The sequence below is a fragment of the Geodermatophilus sp. SYSU D01180 genome (assembly GCF_054050415.1).
In genome coordinates this window covers 77,522-94,498 of record NZ_JBJGZH010000008.1, presented here as the reverse complement: position 1 = coordinate 94,498, position 16,977 = coordinate 77,522, and the positions used below count along the sequence as shown (strand labels likewise).

General features: G+C 76.7%; 15 protein-coding genes and 1 riboswitch. Of the genes, 7 read left to right on the top strand and 8 right to left on the bottom strand.

Annotation, left to right across the window (positions count from 1 at the left end):
- Positions 1 to 82: 82 nt before the first annotated feature.
- A complete protein-coding gene (locus tag ACI8AA_RS09810) occupies positions 83 to 484 on the bottom strand; it encodes a VOC family protein (protein WP_457044278.1) in 402 nt (133 codons plus the stop codon).
- Positions 485 to 508: 24 nt separating this feature from the next.
- On the opposite strand from ACI8AA_RS09810, the gene ACI8AA_RS09805 reads away from it, so the two are divergent.
- Positions 509 to 1,294, top strand: coding sequence for a DUF72 domain-containing protein (locus tag ACI8AA_RS09805; RefSeq protein ID WP_457044277.1), 786 nt, complete (start codon positions 509 to 511; stop codon positions 1,292 to 1,294).
- Here the strand turns inward: ACI8AA_RS09805 and ACI8AA_RS09800 are convergent, their stop codons facing one another.
- Positions 1,295 to 2,293, bottom strand: coding sequence for a Gfo/Idh/MocA family protein (locus ACI8AA_RS09800; RefSeq protein ID WP_457044276.1), 999 nt, complete (start codon positions 2,291 to 2,293; stop codon positions 1,295 to 1,297). It lies immediately after the preceding gene.
- Between the two features lie 35 nt (positions 2,294 to 2,328).
- Between ACI8AA_RS09800 and ACI8AA_RS09795 the strand changes: the two genes are divergently transcribed.
- Positions 2,329 to 2,604, top strand: coding sequence for a DUF4031 domain-containing protein (locus ACI8AA_RS09795; protein ID WP_387988030.1), 276 nt, complete (start codon positions 2,329 to 2,331; stop codon positions 2,602 to 2,604).
- Here the strand turns inward: ACI8AA_RS09795 and ACI8AA_RS09790 are convergent.
- Together ACI8AA_RS09790 and ACI8AA_RS09785 are read right to left on the bottom strand one after the other, a co-directional pair.
- Positions 2,576 to 3,193, bottom strand: a complete 618-nt coding sequence (locus ACI8AA_RS09790) for an HD domain-containing protein (RefSeq protein ID WP_457044275.1) — start codon at positions 3,191 to 3,193, stop codon at positions 2,576 to 2,578. The two genes, ACI8AA_RS09795 and ACI8AA_RS09790, sit on opposite strands and share 29 nt — an antisense overlap.
- Positions 3,190 to 4,461 carry an ArgE/DapE family deacylase gene (locus ACI8AA_RS09785; RefSeq protein WP_457044274.1) on the bottom strand — a complete coding sequence of 424 codons (1,272 nt, stop codon included), beginning with the start codon at positions 4,459 to 4,461 and terminating at the stop codon, positions 3,190 to 3,192. Before ACI8AA_RS09785 ends, ACI8AA_RS09790 begins: the two co-directional genes overlap by 4 nt.
- Positions 4,462 to 4,512: 51 nt before the next feature.
- Between ACI8AA_RS09785 and ACI8AA_RS09780 the strand changes: the two genes are divergently transcribed.
- A complete protein-coding gene (locus tag ACI8AA_RS09780) occupies positions 4,513 to 5,322 on the top strand; it encodes a phospholipid scramblase-related protein (RefSeq protein ID WP_457044273.1) in 810 nt (269 codons plus the stop codon).
- A gap of 183 nt (positions 5,323 to 5,505) precedes the next feature.
- Here ACI8AA_RS09780 and ACI8AA_RS09775 read toward each other — a convergent pair whose 3' ends face one another.
- Positions 5,506 to 6,894 (bottom strand): glucose-6-phosphate dehydrogenase, encoded by a 1,389-nt coding sequence (locus ACI8AA_RS09775; RefSeq protein WP_457044272.1) that lies wholly within the window; start codon positions 6,892 to 6,894, stop codon positions 5,506 to 5,508.
- 165 nt (positions 6,895 to 7,059) lie between these two features.
- Between ACI8AA_RS09775 and ACI8AA_RS09770 the strand changes: the two genes are divergently transcribed.
- Entirely contained in the window at positions 7,060 to 7,182 is a 123-nt protein-coding gene (locus ACI8AA_RS09770; RefSeq protein WP_387988025.1) for a hypothetical protein, read from the top strand.
- Between the two features lie 2 nt (positions 7,183 to 7,184).
- Entirely contained in the window at positions 7,185 to 10,169 is a 2,985-nt protein-coding gene (locus tag ACI8AA_RS09765) for a helix-turn-helix transcriptional regulator (RefSeq protein WP_457044271.1), read from the top strand.
- Between the two features lie 85 nt (positions 10,170 to 10,254).
- On the opposite strand, the gene ACI8AA_RS09760 is transcribed toward ACI8AA_RS09765, so the two are convergent.
- Positions 10,255 to 12,045, bottom strand: a complete 1,791-nt coding sequence (locus ACI8AA_RS09760) for a DEAD/DEAH box helicase (protein WP_457044270.1) — start codon at positions 12,043 to 12,045, stop codon at positions 10,255 to 10,257.
- 438 nt (positions 12,046 to 12,483) lie between these two features.
- On the opposite strand from ACI8AA_RS09760, the gene ACI8AA_RS09755 reads away from it, so the two are divergent.
- Together ACI8AA_RS09755 and ACI8AA_RS09750 are read left to right on the top strand one after the other, a co-directional pair.
- Complete coding sequence (locus tag ACI8AA_RS09755) at positions 12,484 to 14,436, top strand: DUF222 domain-containing protein (protein WP_457044269.1); 1,953 nt, start codon at positions 12,484 to 12,486, stop codon at positions 14,434 to 14,436.
- 150 nt (positions 14,437 to 14,586) lie between these two features.
- A complete protein-coding gene (locus tag ACI8AA_RS09750; RefSeq protein ID WP_456928067.1) occupies positions 14,587 to 14,679 on the top strand; it encodes an LPXTG cell wall anchor domain-containing protein in 93 nt (30 codons plus the stop codon).
- A 36-nt stretch (positions 14,680 to 14,715) separates the two neighbouring features.
- Here the strand turns inward: ACI8AA_RS09750 and ACI8AA_RS09745 are convergent, their stop codons facing one another.
- The gene (locus ACI8AA_RS09745; RefSeq protein WP_457044268.1) at positions 14,716 to 15,030 is read right to left on the bottom strand and encodes a DMT family transporter; all 315 of its coding nucleotides are present in this window, start codon (positions 15,028 to 15,030) and stop codon (positions 14,716 to 14,718) included.
- 11 nt (positions 15,031 to 15,041) lie between these two features.
- Positions 15,042 to 15,106, bottom strand: a riboswitch (guanidine-III (ykkC-III) riboswitch).
- A 153-nt stretch (positions 15,107 to 15,259) separates the two neighbouring features.
- On the bottom strand, positions 15,260 to 16,945 hold the full coding sequence (locus ACI8AA_RS09740) for a DNA repair helicase XPB (RefSeq protein ID WP_457044267.1): 1,686 nt from the start codon (positions 16,943 to 16,945) through the stop codon (positions 15,260 to 15,262).
- Positions 16,946 to 16,977 lie beyond the last annotated feature (32 nt).

Here is a 16,977-nt window from a genome sequence, read left to right as displayed (position 1 = left end):
TGTGTTCGACCCGCGGCGATCCCGGTCGGGCCCCTTCCCGGGCCTCCCGGCCGCCCGGTGAGTTGCCGACGCCGCCGGCGGGTCAGGCCGGCGGCGGGAAGCAGCAGAACTCGTCGCCCTCGGGGTCGGCGAGGACGTCCCAGCCGATCTCGCCGGCGTCCTCGTCGGGCTCGTGGCCTGGCCGCGCGTCCGAGGCCCGCACCACCGTGGCGCCCGCGGCCTGCAGCGCCGCGGCGTCGCCGACGACGTCGAGGTGCACGCGGTTCTCGACCGCCTTCTCCTCGGGCACCGGGTTGAGCCAGGTCAGCGGCCCGGCGCCGGTGGGGTCCTCGATCGGCACCGGCCGGTCGCGCTCGCGCGGCATGCCGTCGGGCAGGACGTCGCGGCGGACGTGGCCCAGGGCGGCGCACCACCAGTCGGCCAGGGCCTGGTGGTCGCGGGCGTCGATGCAGAGGTCCTCGACGCGGGCGGGTGCGTCGTCCATGGGCGCGCAGGGTAGGCCGACGTCGTGGCCGTGGTGATCGGGACCTCGGGATGGCAGTACCGCGACTGGCGCGGCCGCTTCTACCCGCAGCGCCTGCCGCAGCGGCTGTGGCTGGAGCACCACGCGCGGCGCTTCGCCACGGTCGAGAGCAACGCCGCGTTCTACCGGCTGCCCGAGCGGGACACCTTCGCCGCCTGGCGCGAGCGCACCCCGCCGGACTACCGGTGGGCGGTCAAGGCCAGCCGCTTCCTCACCCACGTCCGGCGGCTGCGCGAGCCCGAGGAGCCCGTGGCCCGGCTGGTGGAGCACGCCGCGGGCCTCGGCGACCGCCTCGACGTCGTCCTGCTGCAGCTGCCGCCCACGCTGAAGGCGGACGCCGGGCTGCTGCGCGACTGTCTGGCCTGCTTCCCGCCCGGCCTGCGGGTCGCCGTGGAGCCCCGGCACGACAGCTGGTGGACCGAGGAGGTCCGGGCGCTGCTGGAGCGCTACGGCGCCGCGCTGTGCTGGGCCGACCGCGCCGAGCGGCCGGTGACGCCGCTGTGGCGGACCACCGGCTGGGGCTACCTCCGGCTGCACACCGGCGCGGAGGGCTGGGCCTACCCGCCGGGGGTGCTCGAGCAGTGGGCGCAGCGCCTCGCGGAGACGTACGCCGACGACGAGGACGTGTTCGTCTACCTGAACAACGACCCGGGCGGCGCCGCCGTCGTCGACGCGGTCACCCTGGCCGGTGCCGTCCGCCGGGCCGGCCGGACGCCCACCCGGGTGCCGACGCCGGAGGAGGCGACCGGCGCGGCGTGGGCCGCCGCCTGATCAGCCGAGGACGTGCGGGTCCTCGCGGTGCCGCACGCCGAGCTGCTCGGCGGCGCGCCCCAGGACGTCCTGCACGGCGAGGGTGTCGGCCAGCGGCACGACCGCGGACTCGGTGCGTCCCTCCTGCAGGCAGCGGGTGACCTCGGCGAGCTCGTGCGAGTAGCCGACGCCGGTCGCCGGGCGGGTGATCTCCTCGGGCTCGGCGCCGGTGCGGTGCAGCACGATGGTGGCCGGGTGGTGGAAGCGGGGGAGGACGTCGATCCAGCCGCCGGTGCCGAACACCCGCGCCTGCCCCGGCGTCGGGTAGCGCAGCGAGGTGGTCAGCGTGGCCGAGCGGCCGTCCTCCCAGCCGAGCAGCAGCGCCGCCTCGGCGTCGGCGCCGGTGGGGTAGGTGGACCCGGCGGCGGTGACGGTGTCGGGGGTGCCCAGCAGCATCTGGGCGAAGGAGACGACGTAGACGCCGAGGTCGAGCAGCGCGCCGCCGCCGAGCTCGAGGGCGAACAGCCGGTCGGCGGGGTCGTAGACGCGGTCGACGCCGAGGTCGGCCTGCACCGAGCGCACCTCGCCGATCGCGCCGTCGGCGATCAGCTCCCGCATGCGGACGACGGCCGGCTGGAACCGCGTCCACATCGCCTCCATGACGAAGACGCCGGCCCCGCGGGCCGCCGTCACCACCTCCTGCGCGCCGGCGGTGGTGGCGGTGAACGCCTTCTCCACCAGCAGCGCCTTGCCCGCGTCGATGGCGGCGAGCGCGATCGCGTGGTGCTGCGGGTGCGGGGTGGCGACGTAGAGGACGTCGACGTCGGGGTCGGCGAGGAGCTCGGCGTAGGAGCCGTACGCGCGCTCCAGCCCGTGCTGCTCCGCGAAGGCCTGCGCCCGGTCGGCCGAGCGGGACGCGACCGCCACCGGCCGCGCCCCTTCCACGTGCGCGAAGTCGCCCATCACGCTCTGCGCGATGCGCCCCGGTCCGACGATGCCCCAGCGGATCTGCTCGCTCACGGCGACGACGCTAGTCGCCGGGCAGACTGCACCCCGTGGCCGTGCTGATCGACAGTCCCGTCTGGCCGTGGCGGGGGCGCCGCTGGTCGCACCTGGTCAGCGACGTGTCGCACGACGAGCTGCACGCCTTCGTCGCCGCCGAGCTCGGCATCCCGCGCCGGGCGTTCCAGGGGGACCACTACGACGTCCCGGAGGACCTCTACGACGTCGCGGTGGCTGCCGGCGCCGAGCCGGTCGGGGCGCGCGAGCTGCTCGCCCGGCTGACGGCCGCGGGGCTGCGGGTCAGGAAGCGCGACCGCGCAGCAGGGTGAGCTCGGCGGCCAGGTTGGCCCGCGCCCGCGGCTCCCACTCCCGCGTCCCCGGCAGCCGGTAGAGCGCCGGCAGCGCCAGCAGCGACTCCAGGACGGCGATCCGCCCGGCGGTGAACACCTCGTCGGACAGGTGCCCGTACTCCTCGCGGACGGCCGACGCGTAGGCGGCGTACGCCCCGGGCGGCCCGGCGAGGACGGCGAGGTCGGCGTCGCAGAGCACGGCGCCGTTCGCGTCGCCGTCGGCCGCGTCGTGGCCGGCGGTCAGCAGCACCAGCCGGACCACCTCGTCCACCCGCGCCGCCGGGACCAGGCCGGTCAGGCCCGCCCGCGCGCGCTCGGCGCTGGCCTGCTCGTTGTCGCCGCGGGTGGGGTCGTAGACGACGTCGTGGTACCAGGCGGCCAGCGCGACGGCGGCCGGGTCGTCGGCGGCCGCGCCCAGTGCGTCGACCAGCCCGAGGACGGCGGCCAGGTGGTGGAGGTCGTGGTAGCGGCGGTGCGGTTCGCTCCACGCGGCGACGACGGCGGCCCACTCCGTGCGCGCGGTGGGGGAGTCGCCGGTCAGCGTGGCGAACTCCTCGAAGCCGATCACGCGACCCCGCAGCGGCGCAGGGTGAGCAGCGCCAGCGCGCGGGCGACGGCGGTCACGTCGGCCACCGGGACCCGCTCGGCCGGGCCGTGCGCCAGGTGCAGGTCGCCCGGGCCCAGGTGCAGCGCGGGGACGCCCGCGGCCGCGTACAGCCGCAGGTCGGTGCCGGCCGGCACGGCCCGCTCGGGCGGCGGCGCCCCGCCGGCGTCGACCACCGCGCCGCGGACCTCGCCGAGCAGCTCGTGCCCCGGCGGCAGCTGCCCGCTGGCGAAGGCGCCGCCGGTCCAGGTCACCCGCACCGGGTGCGCGGCCAGCCACCGGTGCCCGGCGCAGAACGCCGCCACCCGCTCCTCGAACGCCGCGCGGGCGACCTCGACCGGTTCGCCGAGCCGCACGCCGTAGCGGCCCTCGGCCACCAGCCGGTCCGGCACGCTCGAGGACCAGTCGCCGGCGCGCACCGTGCCGATCGACAGCCCGAAGGGGTACCGCTCGCCGGTGAAGCGCGGGTCGACGTCGCGCTGCCGGGCGCCCTCGAACGCGCGCAGGTCCGCGTGCAGCTCCCCGAACAGCTCGACCGCGCTCACCCCGCGGTCGCGCACCGCGGCGTGCGCGGCCAGGCCGGTCACCTCCAGCCGGAAGGTCAGCGCCCCGGCGGCGGCGGTGACGACGGCGCCGGCGGTGGGCTCGGGGATGACGCAGGCGTCGCCGCGGTGCCCGCGGGCCAGGGTGGCCCACGCGCCCAGGCCGCCGTCCTCCTCGCCGACGACGCTGTGCAGCGCCACCGGCCGGCACAGGCGCACGCCCGCGGCGCGGATCGCGGCCAGCGCGGCGAGGGCCGAGACCAGCCCGCCCTTCATGTCGCAGGCGCCGCGGCCGTGCACCGCGCCGCCGTCCCGCCGCGGGGTGAACGGGTCGCCGGCCCACAGCGCGCGGTCGCCGGTCGGGACGACGTCGGTGTGACCGCACAGCACCAGCGCCGGATCGCCGCCGTCGACGCCGGGCAGGGTGCCGACGACGCCCCACGCCTCGTCGCGCTCGACCTCCTGGCCGGGCGCGTCCGGTGCGGTGGCGGCCGCCGCGAGGTCGATCGCCCAGCGGTCGACGTCGCAGCCCAGCGCGTCGAGCTCGCCGGCGACCAGGGCCTGCGCCTCGCTCTCGGCCGCGGTGCCGCCCACGGAGGGGACGGCGACCAGGCGGCACAGCAGGTCGACGGCGGCGGCCTCGTCGACGGCGTCCAGGACGGCGGCCTCGGCACGGCTCAGGTCGGACACGGCTCGGGAGTCTGGCACGCGCGCACAGCCGCGGCGGTTACCGTCGCCGCCGTGACACAGCCCCTGCCGCCGCCCGGCTGGTATCCCGACCCCGCCGGCAGCGGCGGTTTCCGCTGGTGGGACGGCCGGACCTGGACCGAGCACGTCCAGCAGGCGGCCCCGCAGCCCGTGCCCCAGCCCACCCCCGCACCGGTCCAGCAGTCGGTCCAGCCGGTCCAGCAGCCGTACGGCGGTCAGCAGCAGTACAGCGCCCAGCCGCGCCGCTCGGTCCTGCACGACCAGCCGGTGCTGCTGGTCAACCAGAAGACCAAGCTCGTCGAGCTCACCAACGAGTACGCCGTCCTCGACAGCAACGGCACGCAGGTCGGCGCGGTGGTCGAGGTCGGGCAGTCGGCGGCCAAGAAGGTCGTCCGCTTCATGAGCAGCCTCGACCAGTACCTCACCCACCGCCTCGAGGTGCGCGACGCGTACGGGCCGGTCCTCGTGCTCACCCGCCCGGCGAAGCTGGTCAGGTCGCGGGTCGTCGTCGAGACGCCCGAGGGCGCGCCGGTGGGGGAGATCGTCCAGGCCAACGTGTTCGGCCGGATCCGCTTCGACCTGGTGGTGGGCGGTCAGCTCGCCGGCGCGATCCAGGCGGAGAACTGGCGCGCCTGGGACTTCTCGATCACCGACTCGCTCGGGAACGAGGTCGCCCGCATCACCAAGACGTGGGAGGGCCTGGCGCGCACGCTGTTCACCACCGCCGACCGCTACGTCGTGCGGGTGCACGCCCGGCTGCCCGAGCCGCTGGCGAGCCTGGTGCTGGCCTCGGCGCTGACCGTCGACACGGCGCTCAAGCAGGACTCCCGCGGATTCGGCTGATCCGCGCGTGGCGCGGCCCGGAGCGGGGTACCGTCGGGGATGTCCGGACCGGGCGATCTGTGTCCCCGGGTGCCAATTGGATACCGCCTTCGCGGACCACCGCCCCGGCCTCGGCCGGGGGTCTGGAGCCGCGTCGTGCTTCTCGCCGCGAGGCGACCAGAGCCCGGTCCGGACCCCATCCCCTCAGCTCCCCAGCACCCAGCCGCACGGGTCGGCCAGCGCCGCCGCCTGCGCGGGCCCCCAGGAGCCCGGCTCGTAGGGGTGCACCTCCGGCCGGTCCGCGAGGACCGGCGCGACCGCCCGCCACGCCCGCGCCAGCCCGCCGCTGGTGGTGAACAGCGACCGGTCGCCGACCAGGACGTCGTACAGCAGCGTGGCGTAGGGCGGCAGCGGCTCGCCCTCGGGCACCGCGCCCAGGTCCAGCGAGGACTCCGCCACCGCCAGCTCCAGCTCCGGCCCCGGGCGCTTGGCCACCAGCCCGAGGTCCAGCGCGCCGGCGCCCGACAGCGACAGCGAGACGGTGTTCCCGCCGCCGGGCACCGCGCCCACCGGGCCGTCGGGCCGGCGCAGCACCAGCGTCACCCGCTGCTGGTCCTCGGCCATCCGCTTGCCGGTGCGCAGCAGGAACGGGACGTCTTGCCAGCGGTCGGTGTCGATCCACAGCCGCGCCGCGACGAAGGTGTCGGTGCCGCTGTCGTCGGCGACGTCGTCGAGGTCCCGGTAGCCGGTGAACTGCCCGAGGACGACGTCGTCGCGGGTCAGCGGCCGGAACGCCGCGAGCACCGCGTCGCGGGCCTCCTGCAGGTCGCCCGGCGCCAGCGACGCCGGCGGCTCCGTCGCCACCTCGGCGGCCACCTGGAACAGGTGGGTGACCAGCATGTCGAGGGTGGCGCCGGTGGCGTCGTAGAACTCGGCGCGGTCGGCGACGTCGAGGGTCTCGGGGACGTCGACCTGCACCTGCGCCACGTGCTCGCGGCTCCACACCGAGGAGAACAGCCCGTTGGCGAAGCGCAGCACGTGCAGGTCCTGGGTGGCCTCCTTGCCCAGGAAGTGGTCGATGCGGAAGACCTGCTCCTCGTCGAGCACCGCGTGCACCAGCTCGTCGAGCTCGCGGAACCCGTCGGGGGAGGTGCCGTAGGGCTTCTCGTAGACGACGCGCGCGCCGTCGGCGAGGCCATGGGCGGCCAGGGCCCGGGTGATGCCGCCGAACGCCTCGGGCGGGACGGCGAGGTAGTGCACGAGCTGCGCGTCGTCGCCGAGCTCCTCGCGGGCGCGGGCCACGGCGTCGGGCAGCTGCCCGGGGTCGTCCGGGGCGAAGCCGCCGCCGGCGAAGCGCAGCCGCTCGGGCAGCCCCTCGGCGGGCTCCCCGTCGCCGTGCTCGGCCAGGGCGTCCCGGACCAGGTCGCGGAACTCGTCGTCGGAGCGCTCGCCGCGGCCGCTGCCGACGATCCGCCAGTCCGGCGGGAGCAGCCCGCGGCGCTGCAGGACGTCGAAGGCCGGCAGCACCATGCGCGCGGCCAGGTCGCCGGTGGCGCCGTACAGGACGAAGACGGTCGGGCGGAGGTCGGCCATGCGCCCAGCCTCGCCGCCCGGCCCCTCAGGCGCGCGCCGGGTGCGTCTGAGGGGCCTCAGACGCCGGGGGGAGGCGAGGACTGCCCGGTCGCCCGATGCCCGTGCCGCCGCCTCAGCACGACCGTGGTCGCCGTCCCCACCGGACACCGACCCGAGGAGCCCATCGTGACCATCTACCCCAACCCCGGACTCGAGGCCGAGCTCGCCTACCGCCGCGAGGTGCTGCGGGAGCTCGGCCGCGGCACCCGCACCCGCCGCGGGCCGTGGCGGTCGCGGCGGTCCCGCTGAGCGTGGCCACGCTGACGGCGGTCCCGTCGGCGGCCCGTGCCACGATCGTCGACGTGGCGCGGTGGGACGAGCGGCCCCTGGTGGGGCGGACGGCGGAGCTGGCCACCCTGCTGTCCGCCGTCGACCGGGCGGTCGCCGGCCGCGGCGCGGCCGTGCTGGTGGCCGGGGACGCCGGCGTCGGCAAGTCCCGCCTGCTCGACGAGCTGACGGGTCGCGCGGCCGCCCGTGGCCTGCGGGTGCTCACCGGCCACTGCGTCGACCTCGGCGAGGTCGGCCTGCCCTACCTGCCCTTCGTCGACCTGCTGCGCCCCGTCGCCGACGAGCTCGGCGACGGGGCCGCCGCGCTGTTCGCCGCCCGCTCGGCCGCCGCGCGCGAGCCCGAGGCGGCCGACCTGGGCAGCCCGGTCCGCGCGCTGCGCCCGCCGGTCGACGACGGCCGGCTGCAGCTGTTCGAGGCGGTCGCCACCGCGCTGTCCGGGCTCGCCGCCGACACCCCGCTGCTGGTGGTGCTCGAGGACCTGCACTGGGCCGACCGCTCCAGCCGCGACCTGGTCCGCTACCTGCTGGCCCGGCTGACCGGCGAGCCGGTCGCCGTCGTCGCCTCCTACCGCTCCGACGACCTGCACCGCCGCCACCCCCTGCGGCCGCTGCTCGCCGAGCTGGTCCGGCTGCCCGGCGTCGAGCGGCTGGACCTCGGCCCGCTGCCCGACGCCGACGTCGAGCAGCTCGTGCGCGGGCTGGCCGCGGGCGTGCCCGACCGCACCGTCGACGACGTCGTCGCCCGCGCGGAGGGCAACGCCTTCTACGCCGAGGAGCTGCTCGCCGCGGGGCTCGCGGGGGAGTCGCTGCCGCTGCTGCTCACCGACGTGCTGCTCGCCCGGGTGGAGCAGCTGACCCCGGCCGGGCAGCAGGTGCTGCGGGTGGCCGCGGTCGCCGGCCGGCGGGTGCGGCACGAGCTCGTGGCGGCGGTGGGCGGGCTGGCGCCGGCCGACCTGGAGGCGGCGCTGGCCGAGGCGGTGCACTCGCACCTGCTCGTCGTCGACCCCGACGGCGCCTACCGGTTCCGGCACGCCCTGGTGCGCGAGGCCGTGCTGGCCGACCTGCTGCCCGGTGAGCGGGTCCGGCTGCACGCCGCGGTCGCCGCGCACCTGGCCGGCGTCCCGGGGGCGGGCACCGCGGCCGAGCGGGCGCACCACCTGCGGGAGAGCAACGACCTGGCCGGCGCCCTGTCGGCCTCCCTGGACGCCGCCGACGAGGCGCGGCGGCTGGCCGCCCCGGCCGAGCAGCTGCAGCACCTGGAGGCGGTGCTCGCGCTGTGGCGGGCGGTACCCGACGCGGCGGCGCGGGCCGGGCGGTCGCAGGCGGAGCTGCTGCTGGACACCGCGGCCGCCGCCCGCCGCGGCGGTGAGCTGCACCGGGCGGTGGCGCTGCTGCGCTCGGCGCAGGACCTGCTCGGCCCGGACGGCGACCGGCAGCTGCGCGCGCGGGTGCACTCGACGCTGGCGCAGGCGCTGGGCCGCATCGAGGACCAGGCCGCCGCGCTGCGCGAGAGCACGGCGGCGATGGCGCTGGTGCCGGCTGAGCCGCCCTCGCCGGTGCGCACCTGGGCCGCGGCCACGCACGCCCGCGTCTGCTACGACGTGGGCCGCCGCACCGAGGGCGACGCCGCCGCCGAGGAGGCGCTGGCCGCGGCCGACGCGCTCGGGCTCGACGGCGCGTGGGCCGACGTCGCCGTGTCGCTGGCCCGCTCACGCGGCGGGGAGGAGCTGCCCGCGCGGCTGGAGGAGGCGCTGGCCCGCGCCCGCCGGTCGGGGGACCCCGACGTCGAGATGCGGGTGCTGTTCAACCTGGCGATCGTCGCCTACGAGGCCGGCTGCTCGGGCGAGACGCTGCGGTGGAGCGACACCGCGCTGGCGCGGGCCGCGGAGCTCGGCGTCGAGTGGTCGTTCTACGCCGCGGAGCTGCGCCACCTCGGGGTCGTCTCGCGGTACGTCGTCGGCGACTGGGACGGCAGCCTGGCGCTGGCCGACCGGCTGGCCCGGGTGCCCGAGATGGCCGCGCACGTGCGGGCGGCCGGGCTGCTCGTGCAGGTCGGCCGCGGCGACCCGGCCGCCGCGGAGCGGATCGCCTGGGCGCGCGGCCTCGTCGGCCGGCTCGACGCGCACGTGCTGCTGCTCCTGGCCACCGCCGGCGCGGAGGTCGACCTCGCCGCGTGGGCCGGCGACCCGGCCACCGCCCTGGCCACCGCGCGGTCGGCCACGGAGACGCTGACCGGGCTGTGGGGCGACGACCGGCTGGCCGTCGTCCGGCTCGCCGCGACCGCGCTGGCGCCGGTCGGCGACGCGGCGGCCACGGCCCGCCTGACCGGGGACGCCGCCGCGGAGCGGGAGTGGACGGCCGCGGGGGGGTCGCTGGTGGAGATCGCGCGCTCCGCGGTGGAGGCGCACGCCCGCCTGATCGGCCCGCACGGCGTCGAGGCGGCGGCGTGGACCGCGCGGGTGGAGGCCGAGGCCGCGCGGCTGGCCGGGTGCCCGGCGCCGGAGCTGTGGGCGGCCGCCGTCGAGGCGTTCGGCTACGGGCACGTGTACGAGCAGGCCCGCAGCCGGTGGCGGCTGGCCGAGGCGCTGGTCGCCGTCGGCGACCGCGGGGCCGCGCTGGAGCCGCTCTCCGCCGCCGCCCGGACCGCGCGCGAGCTGGGCGCCGCGCCGCTGCTGGCCGCGGTCACCGCGCTGGCCCGCCGGGCGCGGCTGGAGCTGCCCGGCGCCGGGCGGGTGGTGGATACCGCGGCGGTGTTCACCCCGCGCGAGACCGAGGTGCTGGCCCTGCTCGCCCGCGGCCGCACCAACCGGCAGATCGGCAGCGAGCTCTACATCAGCGAGAAGACCGCCAGCGTGCACGTGAGCAACATCCTGGCCAAGCTCGGCGCCGGCAGCCGCACCGAGGCCGTCGCCCTGGCCGCCGCGAGGGGCCTGCTGCCCACGGGCTGACCGGCGTCCCCGGCGATCATGGCGCGCTGACCATCGGGCGACGGCGTGTCGTGGTCACGGCGCCATGATCGCGGGCGGGACCGGCTCAGAGCATCGTGCGGAGGCGCTCGCGGCGGGCGCGGAGGACCTCGACCGGCGCCGAGGCCGACGGCGGGCCGGGCACGTGCTGGCGCAGCTGCGTGTGCACGACCGCGTGCGGGGTCGACGTCTTCGCCGACACCCGGCTGACCAGGCGGTTGATCTCCCGCCGCAGCTCGGCGACGTCCCGCCAGCCGCGGCCGGCGTCGTCCTCGTCGGGGTGGTCCTCGACGATCGGCAGCTCGCCGGTGTCCTCCTCGTGCACCCGCTGGGCGATACGCAGCCGCAGCTCGTCGTCGCGCTTGGCCAGCAGCGACGCCGTCTGCTCGGCGGTGAGCAGGCCGGGGATGCCGAGGAACTCCTCGTCCTCCGGCGCGACGGCGACCGCGCCGGAGCCCTCGCCGGTGTGCGCCGTCCCGCCGTGCAGCACGTGCGCGAACCGGGCCTCGGCCTCCAGCGCCTCCCACTGCTTGAGGCCGACCGCCTCGCGCTCCTTGGGCGGCAGCGGGTCGAGGTCGAGCGCCTCGGGGTCCTTCGCCTTCGGCGGCGGCATGACGTGGTTGCGTTCCTTCTCCATGGACGCGGCCAGGGAGAGCAGCGGCCGCACCGCGGGGAGGAACACCGTCGCCGTCTCGTGCGACGCCCGGGAGCGGACGACGCGGCCGACGGCCTGGGCGAAGAACAGCGGCGTCCGGTAGGAGGTCATCCACGCCAGGACGGCGGCGCGCGGGACGTCGACGCCCTCGGAGATCATGCGCACGCAGACGGCGATCCGCGCGGACCCGGTCGAGAAGCGCTCGATCTTCTTCGACGCCTTGGGGTCGTCGGACAGGATCAGCTCGGGCGCCTTGCCGGTGATCCGCTTGACGATGCGGGCGTAGGCGCGGGCGTCGTCCTGGTCGCTGGCGAGGATCAGCCCCGCGGCGTCGGGCATGCCGCCGTGCTCGCGCAGCTGGGTGATCCGGTCGTCCATCGCGGCGACCACGTGCGGCACCCACTGGCCCTTGGGGTCCAGCGCGGTGCGCCAGGCGGCCATCTCCACCGAGCGGGTGCCGGCCTCCGACAGCGACGCGGCCACGACCTCGCCGGCCGAGTTCCGCCAGCGCGAGGTGCCGGTGTAGGCGGCGAAGACGACCGGGCGGACGACGTTGTCGGCCAGCGCCTCCTTGTAGCCGTAGGTGTAATCGGCGCGGCTGACCAGCCCGGCGCCGGCCTCCCCGGCGTCGCCCTCGAAGCCGTCCTCCTCGTAGCGCACGAAGGGGATCCGCTCGTCGGGCTTGGTGCGGAACGGCGTCCCGGTCAGGCACAGCCGGCGGGCGGCGAAGCCGTAGGCCTCCTCGATCGCCTCGCCCCACGACAGGCCGTCGCCGGCATGGTGCACCTCGTCGAGGATCACCAGCGTCTTCACCGCTGTGGCGCGCGCGGCGTGCAGCATCGGCTTGCCTGCGACCTGCGCGTACGTCGTCACGTAGCCCTGGGTGCCGGCGCGCACCGGGCCGACGGCGTTGGTCAGGCCCGGGTCGAGCACGATGCCCATCCGGTCGGCGGCGTCGGCCCACTGCATCCGCAGGTGGTCGGTCGGGCAGACCACGATCACGCGGGCCACCTCGCGCCGCTGCAGCAGCCGCGAGGCCAGCGTCAGCGCGAAGGTGGTCTTGCCGGCGCCGGGGGTCGCGGTGACCAGGAAGTCCTTGGGGGAGGTCTCCTCGTAGCGCTCGAGCGCCGCCTGCTGCCAGGCCCGGAGCGGTCGGCTGGTCGTCTGCGGGGCGACCGCCCCCGCCCGTGCTGCACTCGCCATCTCGCGGCCCATCCTGCCTGGCGCACGCCGGACACGCCCGACCGGCCACCTCCCGCGCGCCCGCCCGCAGCCGTCGTATATGCGGTCCGCCACACGCGCCTGACCTGCGGTTTCGTCCCCGCCCGCCGGTCCGGCGTGGCAGGCCTCACATCGGGAACGGACCGGTCCGGCGCGTCCCGCCGGCCCCATCCGTCCCCGCAGTGGTCGACGCGGTCTTCCACGCGACCGGCGTCCGGGTGCGGCACCTTTCGGTGGCCCTGGACGAGCTGCTGCCCGGGCTGCCCTGAGCGGCGGCGGTGCCCGCTGCGCCCGGCGTGGCAACCCGTCGCGTCGCGGACCGCCTGCCTCCGGATGAGGCGTGTCCCTGGGCCCGGCCTCGTGGCGAACGTGCTGCTCAGTCGCCTGTTTCTGTCAGTGGTCGGCCGTATGTTCGACCTCGTGGACGACGTGCTGACCGTTCCGGTGCCGGTGGCGCCGCCGGTCTGGGTGTCGTCCGGGCCGCTGGGGGCGGTGCAGGCCGCGGACCGGGAGATCGCCCGGCCGACGGCGCTGCGGGCGCGGGCGGTGGCGGCGTTCGCGGCGACCCGGCCGGCCTCGGCCGACCGTCCGCAGGGTGCGCCGGGGGCGATGTCGGCGGAGCGGTGGGCGGCGCGGCCGGAGGTGCTGCGGCCGGTGAGCGCGTGGGCGACGCGGGAGCTGGCGGTGGCGCTGTCGTTGTCCGCGGAGGCGGCGCACGCGCTGCTGGAGCGGTCGCTGACCCTGGTGCACCGGCTGCCGGCCACGCTGGCGGCGCTGGAGGCGGGGATGCTGCACCTCGGGCACCTGTGGCCGCTGCTGGACCAGGTCGCCCCGATCGCCGACGACACGGTGCGCGCCGCGCTGGAGGCCGACCTGCTCGCGTGGGCGGCGGGGCGGGTGACCACGCCGGCGCAGCTGGGCGACGAGGCGCACCGGGAGGTGCTCGAGCGCGGCGCCCGCGCGGCCGCCGACCGGCTGGCCAGGGCGGTGCGCGAGCGCGGGGTGTCCGCCCGGCCGGACCGGGTGGACGGGAGGAGCGTGGTGGGTGCGCTGCTGACCACGCCGGAGGCGGCGGCGCTGGTGAAGGCGCTGGGCGCGTACGCGGATGCGCTGCCCGGCGACGGCCGCACCCGGGGGCAGAAGATGGCCGACTGCCTGCTCGACCTGGTGCTGCGCCCCGGGGGGACCGGTCTGCCGCCGGTGCAGGTGCGCCTGGACGTGGTCGCCCCGGTGGGGGCGCTGCTGGGTGGGGATCAGCCGTGCGAGATCGACGGACAGGTGGTGCCGGCGGAGATGGTCCGCGCCCTGCTGGCCGCCCTCACTGAGCCGGAGACCCCCGAGCCCGAGACTCCCGAGCCCGCTGCCCCGAGCGAGGGCGCCGGAATCGACAACTCGACAGGCAGCACGTCCTCGGCCGGCCCGGTCGACACCGCACGGGTCGACATCGCCGCCGCCGGTGCCGAGGACTGGCCGCTGCTGGATCTCACCGCCGCCGACATCGCCCACTACGAGGCCGAGGCCGACGAGCTGTCCGCGTGGTGGGACCGGATGGAGGCCCGGGTGCTGGCCGGGGAGTTCGACGACCGGCCGGTGTCCTGCCCCGTCGACGAGGAACCACCACCCGGCCTGCAACCACCGCCGGACGAACCCGCACCGCCCGACGACTCAGGGCCTCGGCCGACCGACTCCCCACCGGGGACGACCGTGCCCGCGGGCTGGTGGGCGCGCGCCGACCGCGCCGTCGACGACGCCGGCACCGCGCTCCTGGCTGCGCAGCGGGCACTGGGCCGTGCCGCCCGGATGGTGGCCACCGCCGAGCGCGCCGACACCGCCGACGAGACCGCCTGGCGCGGCAGCCCCGCCGGGCGGATCACCGCCGCACCGGATGCGCTGACCGCCCTCGCCGCCGCAGACCAGCAGGCCCGGGAGGCGCTGGCCGGGCTGCTGCGGCGCACCGCCGGCGGCGGGCTCACCGACCGGCCCCGCCTGGTCCTCACCGACGCCCTCACCGGCGCGCTGCTCACCCTCACCGACCTACCGGCCCTGCACCGCGCCGACAGGACCGGCACCGGCCTGCGCGTCCCCGGCCCGACCGCCGGCTACCACCCCGCCACGGCGCTCGACCGGCACGCCCGGGCCCGGGACCGGCGGTGCCGGTTCCCCGGCTGCCGCCGCCGCACCGGCCACCTCGACCACGCCATCCCCTGGCCGGCCGGACCCACCGCCGCGCACAACCTGGCCGGCTACTGCGCCGGCCACCACCGCGGCAAGCACCAGGCCCCCGGCTGGCGACACCACCTCGCCGCCGACGGCACCCTCACCCTCACCACCCCCACCGGGCTCACCGCGACGACCACCCCACCGCCCTACTGAGCCGGGACCCCTCAGGTTCCGGCTTCGGTGCGCGCACTCCTCGTCCTCGTGGGGTGACGCCCGCGCGCGGAGGTCTACTGCAGGCTGACGGTCGGGAGCAGGTGCGACAGGGGCGGCATCGCGCTCACGGACGACCGATGGGGGCGACCGATGAACGGCTGGCTCATGTGGGGCGTGATCCTCCCGTTGCTGCTGGTCGTCGCGGGGATCATCACCATCCGCCGCCGCAACAACCGGCCCTGACGAGGCATCCCGGCGTCCTCTGTCGGAGGGCGGGGCTCAGTGCGTGAGCTTGAGCCCGATCACGCAGCCGACGATGCCGAGCAGGAGCAGCACGCGCAGCGCCGACAGCGGCTCCTCGCCCGACACCATGGCGTAGCCGGCGGTCAGGGCCGCGCCGATGCCCACCCAGACCGCGTACGCCGTCCCGACGGGCTGGGTGCGCATCGCCCAGGCGAGCCCCAGCATGCTGCCGACCAGGCCGAGGACGAACACGACCGTCGGCGCCAGCCGGGTGAAGCCCTCCGTGCGGCCGAGGGCCGTGGCCCACACCGCCTCGAGGGCACCGGACAGGACGAGGACGAACCAGGACACGACGACTCCCGAGGACGCCGTCTTGTCGCTGTCCGGGTACGGCGCTGCTCGTCCGGGGGTCCGCTGCGGACCCGCCTCCACCGTCGCACACCCCGCCCGTCCCGGGTGGTGAGAACGGCCACCACCCTCAGGAGGTCAGGCCCTCCACGCGGTCATCCTGCCCGGGCTGCCGGGTCAGGAGACGGTCGCGGCCCCCCGGTCACGGGGACCAGGGGCCGCGGAGAGGGTTTCAGTCGGCGGGCTCGTCAACCCAGTCGGGGCCGTTGACCTCGCCCGGGCCGGCCAGGTCGGCGGCGTCGACGATCGTGTACGCGTAGCCCTGCTCGGCGAGGAAGCGCTGGCGGTGGGCGGCGTACTCGGCGTCGAGGGTGTCGCGGCTGACCACCGTGTAGAAGTGCGCCTGCCGGCCGTCGGCCTTCGGCCGCAGCACCCGGCCGAGCCGCTGCGCCTCCTCCTGCCGCGACCCGAACGTCCCCGACACCTGGACGGCGACCGCGGCCTCGGGCAGGTCGATGGAGAAGTTGGCGACCTTCGAGACGACGAGCGTCTTGACCTCCCCGGCGCGGAACGCGTCGAAGAGCTTCTCCCGCTCGCGGTTGGTGGTCGACCCCTGGATCACCGGGGCGTCCAGCGCCCGCCCGAGCTCCTCGAGCTGGTCGAGGTAGGCGCCGATGACCAGCTTCTGCTCGTCGGGGTGCCGGTCGAGCACCCGGCGGATCACCGGCAGCTTCGACGACGCCGTCGCCGCGATCCGGTACCGCTCCTCGGGCTCGGCGACCGCGTAGGTCATCCGCTCCTCGTCGTCGAGACCGACGCGCACCTCGATGCACTCGGCCGGGGCGATGTAGCCCTGCGACTCGATGTCCTTCCACGGCGCGTCGTAGCGCTTGGGCCCGATGAGCGAGAAGACGTCGTCCTCCCGCCCGTCCTCGCGCACCAGCGTCGCGGTCAGCCCGAGCCGGCGGCGGGACTGCAGGTCGGCGGTGAGCCGGAAGATCGGCGCCGGCAGCAGGTGCACCTCGTCGTAGACGATGAGGCCCCAGTCCTGGGCGTCGAACAGGTCCAGGTGCCGGTACTCGCCCTTCCGGCGGGTGGTCATCACCTGGTAGGTCGCGATGGTGACCGGGCGGATCTCCTTGCGCTCACCCGAGTACTCGCCGATCTCGTCCTCGGTCAGCGTGGTCCGCGCCAGCAGCTCGCGCTTCCACTGCCGCCCGGAGACGGTGTTGGTCACCAGGATCAGCGTGGTCGCCCGGGCCTGGGCCATCGCCGCGGCGCCGACCAGCGTCTTGCCCGCCCCGCAGGGGAGGACGACGACGCCCGAGCCGCCGGCCCAGAACCCGTCGACGGCCTCCTGCTGGTAGTCGCGCAGGTGCCAGCCGTCCTGCGCCAGCTCGATCGGGTGCGCCTGCCCGTCGACGTAGCCGGCGAGGTCCTCGGCCGGCCAGCTCACCTTGAGCAGCGCCTGCTTGAGCCGGCCGCGCTCGGAGGGGTGCACCACGATCGTGTCGGGGTCGATCCGCGCCCCGAGCATGGGCGCCACCCGCTTGGAGCGGACGACCTCCTCGAGGACGGCGCGGTCGGTGGTGGTGAGCACCAGCCCGTGCACCGGGTCGTTGACCAGCGTCAGCCGGCCGAAGCGGTCCATCGTGTCGGCGACGTCGACCAGCAGCGCGTGCGGTACCGGGTAGCGCGAGTAGCGCACCAGCGCGTCGACGACCTGCTCGGCGTCGTGCCCGGCGGCGCGGGCGTTCCACAGCGCCAGCGGGGTGACCCGGTAGGTGTGCACGTGCTCGGGCGAGCGCTCGAGCTCGGCGAACGGGGCGATCGCCGCGCGGCACTCGCGGGCCGCCGGGTGGTCGACCTCGAGCAGCAGCGTCTTGTCCGACTGGACGATGAGGGGTCCGTCGTTCACGGGTATGGGTGGCCTCTCCTCGGCGGGTGGGC